Source organism: Streptomyces sp. NPDC003034 (genome assembly GCF_053591375.1).
Map to the genome: position 1 here is coordinate 190,250 of NZ_JBSFTS010000007.1, position 16,252 is coordinate 206,501.

Annotated in this window: 15 protein-coding genes; 9 read left to right on the plus strand and 6 right to left on the minus strand. The window is 73.5% G+C overall.

Annotated features, from left to right (window positions below; all coding sequences use genetic code 11):
- Positions 1 to 26: 26 nt before the first annotated feature.
- The gene (locus ACWDX7_RS11275) at positions 27 to 1,010 is read left to right on the plus strand and encodes an NAD-dependent epimerase/dehydratase family protein (RefSeq protein WP_451490207.1); all 984 of its coding nucleotides are present in this window, start codon (positions 27 to 29) and stop codon (positions 1,008 to 1,010) included.
- Here ACWDX7_RS11275 and ACWDX7_RS11280 read toward each other — a convergent pair.
- Genes ACWDX7_RS11280 through ACWDX7_RS11290 form a run of 3 tightly spaced genes read right to left on the minus strand, consistent with a single transcriptional unit; the run spans position 996 to position 3,885 of the window.
- Complete coding sequence (locus tag ACWDX7_RS11280) at positions 996 to 2,435, minus strand: lipase maturation factor family protein (protein ID WP_451490208.1); 1,440 nt, start codon at positions 2,433 to 2,435, stop codon at positions 996 to 998. The two genes, ACWDX7_RS11275 and ACWDX7_RS11280, sit on opposite strands and share 15 nt — an antisense overlap.
- A gap of 11 nt (positions 2,436 to 2,446) precedes the next feature.
- A complete protein-coding gene (locus tag ACWDX7_RS11285; RefSeq protein ID WP_451490209.1) occupies positions 2,447 to 3,001 on the minus strand; it encodes a DUF1990 family protein in 555 nt (184 codons plus the stop codon).
- On the minus strand, positions 2,998 to 3,885 hold the full coding sequence (locus tag ACWDX7_RS11290; protein ID WP_451490210.1) for a YndJ family protein: 888 nt from the start codon (positions 3,883 to 3,885) through the stop codon (positions 2,998 to 3,000). The genes ACWDX7_RS11285 and ACWDX7_RS11290 overlap by 4 nt, the downstream gene beginning before the upstream one ends.
- 203 nt (positions 3,886 to 4,088) lie before the next feature.
- Here ACWDX7_RS11290 and ACWDX7_RS11295 point away from each other — a divergent pair, with 203 nt between their 5' ends.
- The 5 genes from ACWDX7_RS11295 (at position 4,089) to ACWDX7_RS11315 (ending at position 10,314) form a co-directional block, all read left to right on the plus strand.
- Entirely contained in the window at positions 4,089 to 5,375 is a 1,287-nt protein-coding gene (locus ACWDX7_RS11295; RefSeq protein ID WP_451490211.1) for a DUF6777 domain-containing protein, read from the plus strand.
- 7 nt (positions 5,376 to 5,382) lie between these two features.
- Entirely contained in the window at positions 5,383 to 7,476 is a 2,094-nt protein-coding gene (locus ACWDX7_RS11300; RefSeq protein ID WP_451490212.1) for a SpoIIE family protein phosphatase, read from the plus strand.
- Positions 7,477 to 7,600: 124 nt separating this feature from the next.
- Positions 7,601 to 8,839: a hypothetical protein gene (locus ACWDX7_RS11305; protein WP_451490213.1), complete on the plus strand. Its 1,239-nt coding sequence runs from the start codon at positions 7,601 to 7,603 to the stop codon at positions 8,837 to 8,839.
- Positions 8,840 to 8,859: 20 nt separating this feature from the next.
- Entirely contained in the window at positions 8,860 to 9,720 is an 861-nt protein-coding gene (locus tag ACWDX7_RS11310; protein ID WP_451490214.1) for an Fpg/Nei family DNA glycosylase, read from the plus strand.
- 186 nt (positions 9,721 to 9,906) lie between these two features.
- Complete coding sequence (locus ACWDX7_RS11315; protein WP_451490215.1) at positions 9,907 to 10,314, plus strand: hypothetical protein; 408 nt, start codon at positions 9,907 to 9,909, stop codon at positions 10,312 to 10,314.
- Between the two features lie 13 nt (positions 10,315 to 10,327).
- On the opposite strand, the gene ACWDX7_RS11320 is transcribed toward ACWDX7_RS11315, so the two are convergent.
- Together ACWDX7_RS11320 and ACWDX7_RS11325 are read right to left on the minus strand one after the other, a co-directional pair.
- Entirely contained in the window at positions 10,328 to 10,828 is a 501-nt protein-coding gene (locus ACWDX7_RS11320; protein WP_451490216.1) for a hypothetical protein, read from the minus strand.
- Positions 10,829 to 11,052: 224 nt separating this feature from the next.
- Entirely contained in the window at positions 11,053 to 11,592 is a 540-nt protein-coding gene (locus ACWDX7_RS11325; RefSeq protein WP_451490217.1) for a sigma-70 family RNA polymerase sigma factor, read from the minus strand.
- Between the two features lie 395 nt (positions 11,593 to 11,987).
- Here ACWDX7_RS11325 and ACWDX7_RS11330 point away from each other — a divergent pair, with 395 nt between their 5' ends.
- Both ACWDX7_RS11330 and ACWDX7_RS11335 read left to right on the plus strand, forming a co-directional pair.
- Positions 11,988 to 13,187: a CapA family protein gene (locus tag ACWDX7_RS11330; protein ID WP_451490218.1), complete on the plus strand. Its 1,200-nt coding sequence runs from the start codon at positions 11,988 to 11,990 to the stop codon at positions 13,185 to 13,187.
- A gap of 160 nt (positions 13,188 to 13,347) precedes the next feature.
- Positions 13,348 to 14,247 (plus strand): polysaccharide deacetylase family protein, encoded by a 900-nt coding sequence (locus ACWDX7_RS11335; RefSeq protein WP_451490219.1) that lies wholly within the window; start codon positions 13,348 to 13,350, stop codon positions 14,245 to 14,247.
- A gap of 71 nt (positions 14,248 to 14,318) precedes the next feature.
- Here the strand turns inward: ACWDX7_RS11335 and ACWDX7_RS11340 are convergent, their stop codons facing one another.
- A complete protein-coding gene (locus ACWDX7_RS11340; RefSeq protein WP_451490220.1) occupies positions 14,319 to 14,981 on the minus strand; it encodes a class F sortase in 663 nt (220 codons plus the stop codon).
- A 375-nt stretch (positions 14,982 to 15,356) separates the two neighbouring features.
- Between ACWDX7_RS11340 and ACWDX7_RS11345 the strand changes: the two genes are divergently transcribed.
- Positions 15,357 to 15,860, plus strand: a complete 504-nt coding sequence (locus tag ACWDX7_RS11345; protein ID WP_451490221.1) for a hypothetical protein — start codon at positions 15,357 to 15,359, stop codon at positions 15,858 to 15,860.
- Positions 15,861 to 16,252: the final 392 nt, after the last annotated feature.

A 16,252-nucleotide genomic window follows, 5' to 3' on the forward strand; every position in this document is an offset into this window, starting at 1 on the left:
GTCGCCGCCGGTACAGGCTGATCCGCATGAAGCTACTGATGCTGGGTGGTACCGAATTCGTCGGACGCGCGATCACCGAGGACGCCCTCGCCCGGGGCTGGGAGGTGACCGTCTTCCACCGCGGCCACCACGCGCCCCCGCCGGGCACCTCAGCCCTCCACGGGGACCGGACGGCCCCCGGCGGGCTGGACGCCCTGGCCGAGGGGGAGTGGGATCTCGTCGTGGACACCTGGGGCGGAGCCCCGACCGCCGTGCGCGACAGCGCCCGCCTGCTGCGCGACCGCGTCGGCCGGTACGCGTACATCTCCAGCCGCTCCGTCTACGCCTATCCCGCCCCGGCCGGGCTCGCCGAGGACGGCCCGCTGGTGGAGTCCTCGCCCGACGCCGCATCCGTCGCCTACGCCGAGGACAAGCGGGGCGGCGAGCTCGCCGCCCTCGACGCCTTCGGCGACCGCGCCCTGCTGGTGCGCGCCGGACTCATCCTCGGCCCGTACGAGAACGTGGGCCGGCTGCCCTGGTGGCTGAGCCGCACGGCCCGCGGCGGCCCGGTGCTCGCCCCCGGCCCACGCGAGCTGCCGCTCCAGTACATCGACGTACGGGACCTCGCGCGCTGGACGCTGGACGCGGCCGGCGCCGGGCACGGCGGCGCGTACAACCTGGTCTCCCCGCCCGGGCACGCCACGATGGGCGCTTTCCTCGAAGCCTGCGTCGCGGCCACCGGCGGGGGCGCCGAGCTGCGCTGGACCGACCCGGCCCGCATCGAGGAGGCGGGGGTGCAGCCCTGGACCGAGCTGCCGGTGTGGCTTCCGCAGGGCGAGCTGCACGACTTCATGTACGGCGGGGAGGTCTCCAAGGCTCTGGGCGCGGGCCTGGAATGCCGCCCGGTCGAGGAGACCGTGGCCGACACCTGGGCCTGGCTCCAGGAGCTCGGCGGGGTGGCCCCGCAGCGTCCGGACCGGCCGGGTCCGGGCCTCGACGCCGAGCGGGAAGCGGCCCTACTCGGCCTCTGACAGCGCTGAGTGCGCGAGACGGGTGGGCGGCATGAACTCGCCCAGCAGCGTGCGGTGCCACCAGGCGCCCGTCTCGCGCAACTCCCGCCAGGTGGTGAAGCGGTAGCGGTACAGCCTGGCCCGCACGTAGACCGGCGGGGCGTCCGGGAAGGGGTTGTGGCGCAGCAGGCGCAGGGTGTCCCGGTCGCCGCGCAGCAGCCGTTCCACGAACGGCCCGAACCAGTCCCGGGCGTAGGCGGGGGAGAGCGCCGCGAACCACATCAGCCAGTCGAGCCGCAGGTGGTACGGGGCGAACTGGCGCGGAAGGCGCCTCACATCGCCAGGTTTCCCCTTGAAGCCGTACTCCCGCCACTCGCCGTCCGTGCGCGGCACCCGGTCGGCGGTGCCCTCGACCACCACCTCGTCGCGGATCCGGCCCACCGTGCCGAAGGCCCCGTAGGTGTTGACGAGGTGAAGCGCGTCGAAGGAGCGGTTCATCACCTGGCGGCGCGAGATCATGTTGAGCACCGGCTTGCGGCTCAGCACCAGCACCAGCGCGGTCACTGCGAAGACCAGCACCATGAACCACACCGGTGCCTGGCGGGAGGCGGCGGCCGGAGGCGCGCCCGCCAGGCCGCTGAAGTCGACCGCCGGCAGGGCGAGCGTGATCGTCAGCCAGTTCAGCCAGGCGAAGTTGCCGGACAGCACGAGCCACAACTGCGTGGCGATGATGGCGCCGGCGGCGTACGAGGCCACCGGCTGCGGGGTGAACAGCAGGACCGGCACCACCAGCTGCGTCACGTGGTTGGCGGCGCACTCCACCCGGTGCACGGGTTTCGGCAGATGGTGGAAAAACCAGCTGAGCGGCCCGGGCATCGGCTGTGTCTCGTGGTGGAAGTACAGGCAGGTCAGCTTGCGCCAGCAGGGGTCCCCCCGCATTTTGATCAGCCCCGCCCCGAACTCCACCCGGAAGAGCAGCCAGCGCAGCAGCCACAGCACCAGCACCGGCGGCCCCGTCTGCGCGTTGCCGAGGAAGATGGCGAGGAACCCCGCTTCGAGCAGGAGGGATTCCCAGCCGAAGGAGTACCAGGTCTGGCCCACATTCATGATCGACAGGTACAGCAGCCACAGCAGGACCCACATCGCCATCGCCGCGCCGAGCGGCACCTCGTCGCCGGCGCCCGCGGCCAGCGCCGCCGCCAGGGCTGCCCCGGTCCAGGCGCAGGTGGCGAAGAACCGGTCGGAGTAGTGGAGTTGGAAGAGGCTGGGGGCCCGCCGGAAGGGGACGTACCGGATGTGGTCCGGGACGGGCAGCATGCCGTGGGCCCCGATCAGGGCCCGGAACTGCAGGGCGGCCGCGAGGAAGGCGCAGAGGTAGACGCCGGCGAGGGCCCGCTGGAAGACCAGTCGGCTCAGCCAGTAGTCCGGTGCCGTGAACCAGTCCATCCACTCCAGTATCAGCCCGCGCTCGCCAGCCCGCGCAGGGTGCGGCCGAGCAGGCGCGCGTAAGCCAGCTGGAGGAGGGGGACCACCGGGCCGGCGAGGCGGGTGTACCAGCGGGCCGGGCGGCTGAAGGCGGTCACGGTGAACCACACCGCGCCGTCGGCTTCCATGTCCACGATGAAGGATTCCTCCCCGCACTCCGGGTGACCGTTCAGGGTTCCGTACGCGAAGCCGGTGCGGGCCGTCTCGTACGCCGTCCAGATCACCTGACACGGAGCGGTGATCCGCAGCGGGCCGAAGCCGATCCCGACCTCGACCCGGTCGCCGGGCCGGACGGCGGCGGTGTCGGTCCGTACCCGCATCCCCGAGGCCCGGTGGGCGGCGAAGGTGGTGACCGCCGCTCCGGCGGCCTCGAAGGCGGCCCGCCCGTGGCCGATCCGGGTGCGGTGGCGCAGGTGGTTGTATCCGGCGGGCAGCGGCCGCCCGGCGGTGGCACCCCGGTCCGGGTAGTTGAGGCTGCCGGTGGGGGTGGTGCGGGACTTGCGGCCGGCGCCGGTGAGGCGGGTCACGGGGCGGTCTCCTGTCGGTCTGCCGTCAGTCGTGGGTGTGCCGCCAACGGGCGCTCTGCTGTCGGTCGTCGGTCTGCCGTCAGCCTGCGCCAGGCCAGCACCGAGCACAGGGCGAAGCCGAGTGCGTTGCCGAGGCCGTGCGTGGCCGCCATCCAGGTCAAGGTGGGGTGGGCGACGCCGGTGGCCTCGCCGACCGCCCACCACAGGGCGAGCAGCATGGTGGCCACCAGCACCGCCGCCGAGAGGGCGAGCAGCCCGCGGGTGGTCCGGTCGCGGCCTGCCGGGCGGATCTCCCGCCAGGTCAGCAGCGCCACCGCCCACATCCCGCCGGTCAGCACCACGGCGCCCACCAGCTCGGCCCAGTCGTCGATGAAATAGCCGAGGAGGACCAGCAGGGTCCCCGCCGGCACGCTGTACGCGGCCCAGCGTGCGCAGGGGCCCGGAGCGGCCGCCCGGCATACGAGTCCGGCGACCAGGGCGGCGGTGAAACCGGCGAAGTGGAAGTGGGGCACGGTCAGCGCCAGGATGTCGAGGTCGAAGCCGAAGAGCCGGTACCCGGCGCGCTCGGCGACCAGCGCGGCTCCCGCGACGGAGGGCGAGACGAGGGCGGTGAGGACGGCGACCTCGGGCGGGGCGAGCGAACGGGTGCGCAGCAGCCGTGCGGGGGCCCGGGCCGCGAGGGCCACGGTGGCTGCCGCATAGAGCGCCGCCAGCACCACGGCCGGGGCGCCTCGCGGCAGCCAGAGGCACAGCGCGCCGGGGGCGGCCAGCAGCGGCCAGAAGCGGGCGGTCGAGCGCAGCCCGGCCGGGTCGATCAGGCGCAGGCCGGCGGGCAGGACGTAGAGCATGCCCAGGGTGACGATCACGTTCACCAGTACCGTCACCGCGGACTCCCCCGATCTGTCGCTCGGCGCCCGTGAAGGTCGCAGCGTCCGGAGCCGGAACCGTCCAAATGTTTTGAACGCGTTCAGCTCGCGGTCGTGAGCCTACGCGGCGTCTTGAACATGTTCAAGACGTTCTCCGGTTGCGAGGGTCGCGCGGATGCGGCAGACAAGAGGGAGCAACCGGGGCGAAAAGGGAGATCCACGTGCATGCACCGACACCTCCGACACCTCGTCAGGCGCCGCGTCGTCACGCACCCGTCGGAGCCGCCCTCTTCGCCCTCCTCGGTCTGTTCGCCGCGGCATGCGGCGGCTCCGACGACGCGCGGAGCGAGGCCGGTTCCGAGAGCCGGGAGGTCCACCTCCAGCCCGTGGGCGCCGCCGGCCCCGACCCCTTCACCGCCTCCTCCGCCACCGCCGAGTCCGCTCCCGTGCAGCCCCCGCTGCCCAATCCGACGGGGCGGGGCATCCGTACCGTCAACGCGGCCACCCCCGGCCTGTACGGCGGCACCCAGCGGCTCGGCAGCTGCGACGTGGAGCAGCAGGTCCGCTCCCTCACCACCGACGAGGCCAAGGCCAGCGCCTTCGCCCAGGCCTCCGACATCGAACAGGCGAAGATCCCGGACTTCCTGCGCGGCCTCACCCCCGTGGTGCTCCGCGCCGACACCCGCGTCACCAGCCACGCCTTCCGCGAAGGCCGCGCCGACGTCTTCCAGTCCGTACTCCAGGCGGGCACCGCCGTTCTCGTCGACGGGCACGGCATGCCCCGCGTCCGCTGCGCCTGCGGAAACCCGCTGCTGTCCCCGCGTGCGCCCAAGGGCTCACCGGTGCAGAAGGGAGACCCCTGGAACGGCTACCAGCCGAACCAGGTCATCGTCATCGAACCGACCCCCCACGTGATCGACAACCTGGTGATCGTGAACATCGCGGACAACACCTGGATCGAGCGCAGGACCGGCGACGACGGCGCCCAGGACCGCACCCCGCAGATGCTGCCCCCGTACGACCCGGCCGACGGCATCCCGACCGGCCCGCCGACCCCCACCGGGCCCTCGCCCGACCCCTGCCGGGGCGCCCCAAGCGACGGCCGGCCCCGCACCGCGCCGCCGGGCGGGATCCCGGCCCCGGGCGCGACGGACTGCCCGCCACGCTCGAACGCCCCCTCGGATCCGGTGACACCGCAGCAGCCGCCCTCCGACACCCCCTCCGACGTGCCGCCGCAGATGCCGGGCCACCCCACAGAGCCGGGGGACCCCAACGCCCCGGCCGATCCGAACATGCCGGCCGACCCCAACATGCCGGCCGACCCCAACATGCCGACCGATCCGAACATGCCGGGGGACCCGAGCGACCCGGCGTACCCCATGGAGCCCGACGGTTCGACGCCGCAGCCGACCGACCCGTACGCCCCCTTCGACCCCGAGGACCCGTACGGCGTCCCCGACGAGCAGCAGCCGCCCTCCGACCCGGGTTACTCCTTGGAGAGCGCCTGACCGGGCCGTGTGTCATGGTGGATCGGTGCCGCCCACCGTATCGCTGCCGGACGACTGGCCCGCGCACCCGGACCGGTCGCTCTCCCTGAACCGCATGGGCAGTTTCGACTGGGACCTCGTCACCGGGCTCATGCACATGGACGAAGCGGCCCTCGACGTCTTCGACACCACCCCGGAGGCCTACGACGGGCGGCCCGCGTCCCTGGCGCCCCGCGTCCCGCCCGCCGAAGCGAGCAGGCTCGACGCACTCGTCTCCAGCGCCCTCAAGAGCCGGGGGGACAGCTACGGGGCCTACTTCCGCATCCGCTGCCAGGACGGGCGGCTGCGCTGGACCCACACCCAGGGCCGCGTCATGCGCGCCCCGGACGGACGCCCGTACCGCATCATCGGCATCGTCCGGGACGCGACCGAGGAGCTCAGCCATTCGGCGGAGCGCCTGGGGCTGGACGAGGAACGGCGCCGTCAGACGACGGTGGTGGAGAGCACCACCGCCGCCCTCGCGCACGCCCGCACGGTCAAGGACGTCATCGACGCGCTCGGCGACGCCCACGGCCTGGAGCGGCTGGGCTCGATGGGCATGGTGATGGGCCTGGTCGAGTCCGGCCGGATCCACCTCGTCGCCGAGGGGCCGCAGGGCGGTTTCGTCCCCGGCACCCGCTACACCCGCGTTGACGAGCAGTACCCCATGAGCGAGGTGGTCCGCTCCCTCCAGCCGCGCTTCCTCCACTCGGCGCAGGAGTTCGCCGCGGACTATCCCGCGCTCTGGTCGAAGATCTCCTCCATGAACATCTCGGCGGCGGCCTACCTGCCGCTGATCGCGCAGGCCCGCCCCATCGGCGCCATCGGCCTGCTCTACCAGGACAAGGACGGCTTCACCCAGGACGAGCGGAACCTGCTGGTCGCGCTGGGTAGCAGCATCGCGCAGAGCCTCCAGCGGGCGATGCTGCTGGAGCAGGAGCACGATCTGGCGGAGGGCTTGCAGCAGGCGATGCTGCCGAGGCGGATCCCGTCGGTGCCGGGCGCGGAGATAGCCGTCCGCTACCGCTCCGCCCGCATGGGCCAGGAGATCGGCGGCGACTGGTACGACGTCATCCCGCTGCCAGCGGGCACCTCCCATGCCGGAGGCCATGGGGGAGGCCGCGTCGGCGCGGTCATCGGCGACGTCCAGGGGCACGACACGCACGCCGCGGCCGTGATGGGCCAGCTGCGGATCGTGCTGCGCGCCTACGCCGCCGAGGGGCACGCGCCGGCCACCGTCATGGCCCGAGCCTCCGTCTTCCTGCACGAGCTCGACACCGACCGCTTCGCGACCTGCACGTACGTGGAGGCCGACCTCTCGACGGGCGTGCTCCAGTTCGTCCGGGCCGGACACATCGACCCGCTGCTGCGCACGCGGGACGGGGACTGCCGCAGGATCTGCGTGGGGGGCGGGATGCCGCTCGGCCTCTCGGCGGAGTTCGGCCGCCTCGAATATCCCGTGACCACGGTGGAACTCGACCCGGGAGAAACGCTCCTGCTGTGTACGGACGGCCTGGTGGAACAGCCCGGCGCCGACCTCGACGACGGCATCGACCTGCTGAGGTCGCTGATCCGCAGTGGACCTGCGAACCTGCAGCAGCTCGCGGACCGGCTGTGCGGGGTCCTCGACGAACGCGGCGGGGACGACGACATGGCACTGCTCCTGCTGCGCCGCCGGGTGGAGGACGCACCGCGGGGCGGCGGGCGCCTGCAGCAGCATGTCGCCCCGGGCGACCCCGAGGCGCTGGTGGCGGCCCGCCACATGATCGGCGCGGCGGTCCGCGCGTGGGGCGGGCGGGAACGGGCGGACGAGATCGAACTGGTCGCCGACGAGCTCATCGTGAACGCCCTCATGCACACCGACGGCCCGGCCCTCGTCACCCTGCGCGTCCTGACCGGCCACGAACGGCGCCTGCGGGTGGAGGTCGAGGACCGCTCCAGCGCGCTTCCGAGGCGGCGCGAGGCGGGCGAATCCGGCGTCTCCGGGCGGGGGCTGATGCTGGTGGACCGGCTGGCGGACGTGTGGGGAGTGGAGTCGCGGGGCAGCGGCAAGTCGGTGTGGTGCGAGTTCGTGATGGCGTAGGGCGCGTCCGGCGCAGCCCGCCGCCCGGTCGGCGGCGCCGGGTCGGGCACGCCCCGGCTCCGGAGGGGCGCAGGAGGTAAAAGTACGTTGCGGTGCGGGACCGCGGTCGCGGAGGATCGGCGCGATGACCATCGCCCTTGATGACGTCCGCCGGTTCCTGGAGGCAGGGGACCTGCCCGGAGCGGTACGGTCGCTGCGTCCGCGCGCCGAAGCCCTCTCCCTCCCCGAACTCGCCGAGGCCGCCGAGGCGTTGGCCGAAGCCGCCGACTTCGAGGACCTGGCCGCCGCCGCCCACGCGGCCGGCCGGCGCCCGGATGATCCCCAAGCCCTCTACGACCTCGGCTACGGCTGCGTCGAACGCGGCATCGCCTTCCTCGCCGTCGGGCCCCTGCGGGAGGCACTGCGGCTGCTCCCCGAGTCCCGCCCGCTCCTCGCCGAACTGGTCTCCGCCCTGGAGGACGAACACCGGCACGCCGAGGCCACCGCGCTGCTCGCCGCCCGGGGCGAACGGCTGCCCGCCTGGCCCGAGACGTACCTCCTGGTCCACCACACGCTCCTGGCCGGGGACCTGCCCGGCGCCCGGGCCGCCGCTGCCCGGCTCCCCGACCCCGAGGACGACACCTGGCAGTGGGCGCACGCCCGCCAGCGCCGCATGCTGGCCCGCGCCGAGCTCGCGGCGGCCGCCGGACCGCTGGACCGCACCGATCTGCGCGGCTGGCAGTTCGCCCTCACCGGGGCGCTCCTGGGCACCCTCTCCCCGTACGGCTTCGGCGCCGGTATGACGGGCCGCTACGGGCTCCTCGGCGACGACCACGCCCAGTGCCGCCGCGGCCTCGCCCGCCTGGCCCTCGCCCTGGAGGCCACCGGCCGCCGCCCGACCACCACCGCCGTCTCGCTGCTGCCCGGCCGCTCCGACCGGATCCTCGGGCTCGCGGCCGCGGCGGTGCTCGGGCTGCCCGCCGTACCGTACGAGCCCACCCGCACGGACACCGTCGTCATCGCCTACGACCTCGGGGCGTGCGATCGGCAGCTCGCGCAGAGCCTGCGCGCCCGAGCCGACGGCCAGATCCTGCACGAGCACGCCACGCGCTGGACCGGCCCGCCGCCGGTGAGCCCCGACTCCAGCGCCCTGCTCGCCCAGTACGTCCGCAGTCCCTGGGAGGAGGACGACCGCCCGGAGGAGGAGATCGCCCGGGACATCGCCCGGGCCGACGCCGCTCCCGACCCGGGCGACGGAGAGGGACCGGCCGACCCGGACGACGCCTTTTGCGCCTATGCGGCGGCGGTGGCCCCCGGCTGGCTCACCGGCACCCGCGACCACCTCGGATCACCCGGCCCGGTGCCCAGCTCGCGTTTCGCCTGAGGCGGCGGCAGGCTGGGACCATGCCCGAACTGCCGGAGGTCGAGGCCCTGCGGGAGTACCTCGACGAGCACCTCACCGGGCGGGTGGTCGAGCGCGTCCTCCCCCTGGCCGTGAGCGTGCTCAAGACGTACGACCCGCCGCTGACCGCCCTCGAAGGGCAGCGGGCCGGCCCCACCATGCGCTGCGGCAAGTTCCTGGCCCTGCCGATCGGCGACCTCCACCTCGTCACCCACCTGGCCCGGGCGGGCTGGCTGCGCTGGCACGACACGCTGCCCGCACAGCCGCCGCGCCCCGGAAAGGGGCCGCTGGCCCTGCGCGTCGTCCTGGAGGGCGGCGGCGGCTTCGACCTCACCGAAGCGGGGACCCAGAAGCGCCTGGCGGTCTACGTCGTCCGCGATCCCCGGGAGGTGCCGGGCATCGCCCGCCTCGGCCCCGACCCGCTCGCCGCGGACTTCGACCGGGACGCCTTCGCGGCGCTGCTGGCGGGGGAGCGGCGCCAGATCAAAGGCGTACTGCGCGACCAGAGCGTCATCGCCGGCATCGGCAACGCCTACAGCGACGAGATCCTGCACCGGGCCAAGGTGTCGCCCTTCAAGCTGGCCGCCTCCTTCGACGAGGACCAGACCACCCGGCTCTACACGGCCCTCCAGGACACCCTGCGCGAGGCCGTCGGCCGGGAACAGGGCGTGGCCGCCGGAAAGCTGAAGGCCGAGAAGAAGAGCGGGCTGCGGGTCCACGGCCGGGCCGGGGAGCCCTGCCCGGTGTGCGGGGACACCGTCCGGTCGGTGTCCTTCGCCGACTCCTCGCTCCAGTACTGCGCCACCTGCCAGACCGGCGGCAAGCCGCTCGCCGACCGGCGGCTCTCGCGCCTCCTCAAATGAACACCCTAGGTCCTGTCCGGGCGGTCTTCGTGGATCAGGTCGCGTTGTCTGGTGCGGTGCATCGCATGGCGGAGGGGCGCAGCTCGTACGTGGCCGTACTCGCGCGCTCCGACAACGCGGGGAGGTGCCGTGCCGGGCAGCGCGGGCCCGCGGAGATCGCCCGGACAGGGCCTAGACTCCCGGACCATGGCCGAGCTTGAGCAGCCGCCGCCCCGGCGGGAGGTCGTCACCGGGGTGCCCCGGGGCGCCCGCCGGCGGCCGCCCGCGCACACCCCGGCCCGCTCGGAGATCTCCGAACAGACCACCCTCGGCGCCACCTATGTCCGGGCCCTGATGCGCAGCCAGTTGCGGGCCGGCCTCGGGGCGCTGGCCGCCCTCGCGCTGCTGGTCGGGACCCTGCCGCTGGTGTTCCTGCTGACGCGCGCGGGCTCGGGGCCGCCGGCCTGGGTGGTACTCGGCCTGCTGGCGTATCCGGTGATGTGGCTCATCGCCCGGTGGTACGTGACACGGGCCGAGCGCAACGAGGCCGACTTCACGGGCCTGGTGACCGATCCGGCCGAGGCGCCGGGCCCCGCGCCGCCGCGCATCCGTTAGCCCGATCCGCGACTCAGAACAGGTGCATGGCCAGGTGGCCGAGCGGGAGGCCGAGCTGCCAGGCGGGGGTCCACACCCGCGCGTTCTCGTCCAGCCCCGGCGGGGTCTCGGTGTGGCCGCGGCGCCCGGGGTCGATGTTGGTGGCGAACAGCTCCGTGCGGTCCAGCCAGCGCCAGGCCGCACGGGCCAGTTCCAGGTCGGGTTCCTCGGCGCGGCCGCGCTCCCTGGCCTCCTCGCCCAGCGCGAGGAACCGGGTGTGCACCCAGTCGCGCCAGGGGTGCCCGTACGCCGTCAGCGACAGCCACTCGTCGAGCTGCGAGACCACCCGGATCCCGGACAGTTCACCGGCGGCGTCGGAGAGGTAGATGGTCAGGGCGAGGGTGTCGCGCCCGGCCCGGAACTCCAGGGTGCTGACCGGGATCAACCGGCCCGTGCGCAGCAGTTCGTCCGCGATGTACTCGGCGTAGAGCCATGCCATGGGCACCGCGAGCCCGCCGTCACTGGTGCCGTTCATACCCTCGGGCTGCACCGTTCCACCTTCTCCCGCACGTCGAGCGTCCCGCCGTCAGCCCTGAGCCTGTCCCGGGCGGCGCGCGCGACGGGGGATGTTTACTCAACTTGAACGCTCTGATGCCGAATTGGATACGTTTCTTGTCCGATCCGCATGCATTCGCGGCTTCCTCGCGGCTTCTTGGCGGCTTCCTCGGGGCAGCGTTCAGGCCGCGCGCCAGGAGACGATCAAGCGCCGAGCCCGTACCCGTACCCCTGGAGACCCTTCCTCAGCGCGCGCAGGGCGTAGTGCGTCCGGGACTTGCCGGTTCCGGCCGGGATGCCGAGCTCTGCCGCGGCCTCCGCGACGGAGCGGTCGCGGAAGTAGACCTGCATCAGCACCTCGCGGTGTTCCGGCCCCAGGGAGCCCACGGCCCGGCGGACGTCGATCGCGGTGACCGATCCGGCCACCGCGTCCTCGGGTGCGGGCGCCTGTTCCAGCCCCTCGGGGTCCACCTCCAGCGGCCGTGACATCCGGGCCCGCCGGGCGTCGATCGCGAGCCGCCGGGCCACCGTGAAGAGCCAGGGCCGCATGGAGTCGTGCCCGCTGTCCAGGACCTCCGGGTGCTGCCAGACGCGGACCAGCGTCTCCTGTACGAGGTCCTCCGCACGCTGGGCGTCCCCGGCCGTGAGGCCGAACAGGAAACCGAACAGTGCCCGGCCGTGCTCGCGCTGGAGTTCGGCCAGCGCCTCGGGGTCCGTGCGCTGGAGGGTGGGTGAGAGCGGCACGAGGGGGCTCCTTCCGAGGTGCGTGGGGGTCCGTTGGGGAGGCGGTTCGTTCACCCTCACCCGCACCGGGCCGCCCGGGAACCGTCCGGCGGCGGTATTGCGCCCAAGCCCCCGGGTGATCCGGTGGGCGGCCGCGCCGGGCGGTGAACGGTCGAACGGCGCGGCGAACGGCGCCTGCGCGGGCTCACTGCCGACCGGGCCGCCGTTCGCGGCACGTCCGGGCGGCCTTCGGGCGCCGTCCGGTCGCCGCGGCTTCCGGGCGCCGCGCCGGAGCGGCCGCCATAGGGGTGAGCCGGTGTCCTGCGGGCGAGCCGTTCCTTGACTTGGGGCGCCTACTTCTATGGATTGCAGGGGATCGGTAAGTCGGATAGTCCTACTAACGAGAGCTGCGACAGATGACCAAGCGCACCCGGCACGCCGTCGCCGTCCTGTCGGCCCTCCTGCTGTCCGCGGGCGCTGCCGCCGGCTGCTCCACCACCGGACGCCCCGCACCGGCCCGCCTCGCCGACTCCGGCGGACCGGGTGCCACCAGCGCCGCGGGACCCTCCGCCGCCAAGGGCTTCACCCTCGTCGCCAGCGGGGACGTACTCCCGCACACCTCGATCATCCAGCAGGGCGCGGCCGACGCGGGCGGCGACGGCTACGACTTCCGGCCGATGTTCTCCGGCGTCAAGCCCGTCGTCTCCGCGGCCGACCTGGCCCTGTGCCACATGGAGACCATCTACGGGGAGGAGGGCGGCCCGTACACGGGCTACCCCGCCTTCAAGTCCCCGCCGCAGATCGCCGACGCACTCAAGGACGCCGGATACGACGGCTGCTCCACCGCCTCCAACCACACCCTCGACGACGGAAGCACCGGGCTGCGCCGCACCCTCGACCGCTTCGACAAGGTCGGTCTCAAGCACGCCGGCTCGGCCCGCACGGCGGCCGAGGCGGCCACGGCGACGACGTACACGGCGGGCTCCGCCAAGGTCGCGCACCTCGCGTACACGTACGGCACCAACGGCTACCCCATGCCCGACGGCCAGCCGTGGGCGGTGGCCCTCATGGAGCAGGACGAGATCATCGCGGACGCGCGGGCGGCCCGGAAGGCGGGCGCGGACGTGGTCCTCGTCAGCGTGCACTGGGGCACGGAGTGGCAGACGGAACCGGACGCGACGCAGCTCTCGCTCGGCAGCGCGCTCACGGCCTCGCAGAGCGGCGGACGCCCCGACATCGATCTGCTCCTCGGAACACACGCCCACGTGCCCCAGCCTTATGAAAAGGTCAACGGCACCTGGATCGTCTACGGCATGGGCGACCAGGTGGCGGGCCAGATGTTCAACCACTCCGGCGCGGAGGATCCGCGCGGCGGTTACGGCTCCATCGGACGCTTCACCTTCGCCCCGCCGGCCGCGGAGGGGCGGCGCTGGCAGGTCACCAGAGCCGAGTTCATCCCGCAGTGGATGGACCGGGGCGCGGGCAGGGTGGTCAACCTGTCCGAAGGCCTCGCGCACCACCCCGAGCGGGAGGACTACCGGACCGCCCGGGACGCCGTCAGCGAGGCCGTCCTCAGCCGCGGCGCGGCCAAGGCCGGGCTGACGACGGGCAAGTAGACCTGGGGGCACGCGATGGCGCCGACAGGCTGCCTGGACATCGCCACCGAACGGGGCGGGTGGCCGAGCCGGGGCGGGTGGCTGAGCCGGGCGGGTGATGGGCAGGGCGCGCGTCCGCGCCCCTCGACATCTGTGACGATGTCGTTGATACGTAGGAATCATGACAAATGATGAGCCGACCGTAAGACGACGCGTAGTCCTGCGTACCGCCGTCTTCCTGGGAGTCGCAGGCGCCGCCGGACTGATCAACGCGGGCGGCGAGGGTGGCGGGGGAGGCGAAAGCGGTGTGGGCGGTACGCCGGGCTCCGGTGGCGCGGTAGGGCCCGGAGCGAATCCGGCGGCCGGAGCGCCCGGGACGCTCGTCCAGGCGCCGCCCGAGAAGTCGTACCGGCTGCGGCCCATGACCGCCGAGGCACCCGCCCGGCCGCCCGCCGCCAAGCCCGCGGTCCGCACCCGGCCCATCCTGGAGCTGCCGACCGGCCCGGCCACGGCGAGCAGCATGGTGCTCACCTTCGACGACGGCCCCGACCCCCGGTACACGCCGGGCATCCTGGACACCCTCGGGCGGTACGGCGTACGCGCGATGTTCTTCGTCTGCGGAGAGATGGCCGCCGAGAACCGGGACCTGCTGCGCCGGATGTCCGCCGAGGGCCACGTCATCGGCAACCACACCTGGACCCATCCGCTCATCCCCAGGCTGAGCCGGCCCGGCCTCGCGTCCGAGATCGGACGCACGAGCGATGTCGTACAGCGGAGCGTCGGGGAGGCGCCGCTGTGGTTCCGGGCGCCCTACGGGGCCTGGAACCGGGCCGCCTTCGAGATCGGCGCCGAGCTGGGCATGGAGCCGCTCGCCTGGACGGTGGACTCGCTGGACTGGAAGGAGCCGGGGACCACCGCGATCGTCTCCCGGGTCCTCAAGGGCGCCGGGCCCGGCGTGATCGTCCTGTCGCACGACGCGGGCGGCAACCGGTCGCAGAGCGTCCACGCGCTGTCCGCGTACCTGCCCCAACTGCTCGCGCGCGGTTACCGGTTCACCCTCCCGGTGGTTCCGGCCCGCTGAGGCCATCCTGCCCGGGGCTCACCCCCGTGCGCTTCGGGCCCGACCGCGCGGCCCCGTACGTACCGCCGGAGTCAGCGGGCCTGCACCATCCGGGCGAAGACGACCACGTTGCCCTCGTAGCCGCGGGCCTTGGAGTAGCCGCCGCCACAGGTGATCACGCGCAGCTCGGGGTACCCGGTGTCCCCGTACACCCGGGCTCCGGGGAAGGACTCCTTCGAGAACACCTCCACGCCGTACACCTCGAAGACCGCCGTGCGCCCGTCGTACCGCTCCACCTCGATGTGGCTGCCCGGCTTGACCGAGCCCAGGCCGAAGAAGACCGCCGGGCCCTGCGCGTTGTCCACGTGGCCCACGATCACCGCTGAGCCCCGCTGGCCCGGCGAGATGCCGTTGAGGTACCAGCCGGCCAGGTTCCGGTCCTGCGGCGGCGGGGCGTCGATCCAGCCCTCCGCGTCCAGCCCGACCGTCATCACCGGCGCGTCCACATTGATCGTGGGAATCCGGATGCGCTGCACCGACGAGTGCTCCAGCACCTCCAGGTCCGCGGGCGCGGCCGGCGGATTCACCGGCAACTGGTCGGCGGTCACCGCGACGGCCGAGGCCGCGGTGGGCTGGGGCGGCCCCTCGTCGATGTTCACGCCGTTTCGCACCATGGCGAGGCCGGTGAGCATGACCATGGCGAGTACGCCCCACGGCGAGCGTTTGCGTGACTGCCCGGTCTCGTCCTCGCCCATCGTTCTCCCTTCCCGACGCGGGGGTCCCGACCCGCGTTCCCGTCCCGCCCCCACTACGCCCTACTTCACGCACGCTAAGGCTGAGTCGGCGGGACGGCGATTGGGGAGGGGGCGAACGGGTGGCGCACTCCGGAAGCGGCCGGACGGGGCCGGAAGGGGTGCGCCCATCCAGGTAATCGTCACATAAATGACTGACGGGCCGTGACCTGCGGATCCGTCAGCCGAGCGGTCCGCGCTTCGGCGTGTCGCTCAACCGTGCGGACCAAAGCCGCACATGCGGAGCTTGCGGGCCGCGCTGAGGGTTCGTCGTGGGAGGCGTTCTCGTCGATCATCCGGGGCCGACGCTCCGGGGCGCTTTCCGCTGGAGGTTCCACCATGCGTGTTTTCCGCGCTCTTACCGTGACGGCGGCGGCCTGCGCCGCGATCGCCCTCAGTGCCCCCATCGCCTCCGCGAACCCACCGCTGGGCGGGGGCGGCGGCCCCAGCAACGTCTCGGTCAACCCGTACTCCGTGCACCAGGGAGCCACGATGCAGGTGAGCGCGTCGGGTTGCGGACACGGCGGTACGGTCACCTCTCCCGGCAACTTTCCGCCGGCCAACCTGTCGGCCGGGTCGATCGGTTTCGCGACCGTCCGCATCTTCAACCACGCCTCGCCGGGCGAACACACGCTGTCCGTCAGGTGCAACGACAGCAGCCTGATCGCCACGCACCGCTTCAGGATCCTCCCGGGCCGCCCCGCCCAGGGCGGTATCGGCGGCTCCATCGGCCCGTCCGCCGCCGAGACCGCCATCGGGGCGAGCCTGGTCGGCGCGGCCGCCCTCGGCGCGGGCGTCCACGTGATGCGCCGTCGCCGTCCGGCGGTCCGGGGCCGGGCCTGACCGGCTGACCTCCCCGGGTCACACCCCCGGGTGGGCGTCTTCCGCGTCTGCCGGGCCCGCGTGTCACCGGTGCCGCTCCGGGACCCTCAGCCGACTCTCCGGCTGAGGGTCCGGCGTTGGCTGAGGGTCCGGCTGCTGTGGATCCGGCTGAGGGTCCGGCTGAGGGTCCGGCTGCCGCTGATGTGGCTGCCGCGGGTCGGCCGCTGCGGTCGGCTTTGCGTCGGCTCCGGTATCCGGCTGCGGGAGGGGCCCTTGGTTCTGGCCGGCCCGCGATGACCGGCCGCCGGCACGGCCCGGAAGACATGGTCCTGGAGGCCAACCGCATCCGCGAGCTGCTCAGCGGCTCCGCGGACTGGTCGCCGCGGGCGATGGCCGGCGTACACGGGGACACC

Coding starts and splice junctions, on each gene's coding strand:
- ACWDX7_RS11275 (WP_451490207.1), top strand. CDS start 27: ATGAAGCTACTGATGCTGGGTGGTACCGAATTCGTCGGACGCGCGATC.
- ACWDX7_RS11280 (WP_451490208.1), bottom strand. CDS start 2,435: ATGGACTGGTTCACGGCACCGGACTACTGGCTGAGCCGACTGGTCTTC.
- ACWDX7_RS11305 (WP_451490213.1), top strand. CDS start 7,601: ATGACCATCGCCCTTGATGACGTCCGCCGGTTCCTGGAGGCAGGGGAC.
- ACWDX7_RS11310 (WP_451490214.1), top strand. CDS start 8,860: ATGCCCGAACTGCCGGAGGTCGAGGCCCTGCGGGAGTACCTCGACGAG.
- ACWDX7_RS11315 (WP_451490215.1), top strand. CDS start 9,907: ATGGCCGAGCTTGAGCAGCCGCCGCCCCGGCGGGAGGTCGTCACCGGG.
- ACWDX7_RS11320 (WP_451490216.1), bottom strand. CDS start 10,828: ATGAACGGCACCAGTGACGGCGGGCTCGCGGTGCCCATGGCATGGCTC.
- ACWDX7_RS11330 (WP_451490218.1), top strand. CDS start 11,988: ATGACCAAGCGCACCCGGCACGCCGTCGCCGTCCTGTCGGCCCTCCTG.
- ACWDX7_RS11335 (WP_451490219.1), top strand. CDS start 13,348: ATGACAAATGATGAGCCGACCGTAAGACGACGCGTAGTCCTGCGTACC.
- ACWDX7_RS11340 (WP_451490220.1), bottom strand. CDS start 14,981: ATGGGCGAGGACGAGACCGGGCAGTCACGCAAACGCTCGCCGTGGGGC.
- ACWDX7_RS11345 (WP_451490221.1), top strand. CDS start 15,357: ATGCGTGTTTTCCGCGCTCTTACCGTGACGGCGGCGGCCTGCGCCGCG.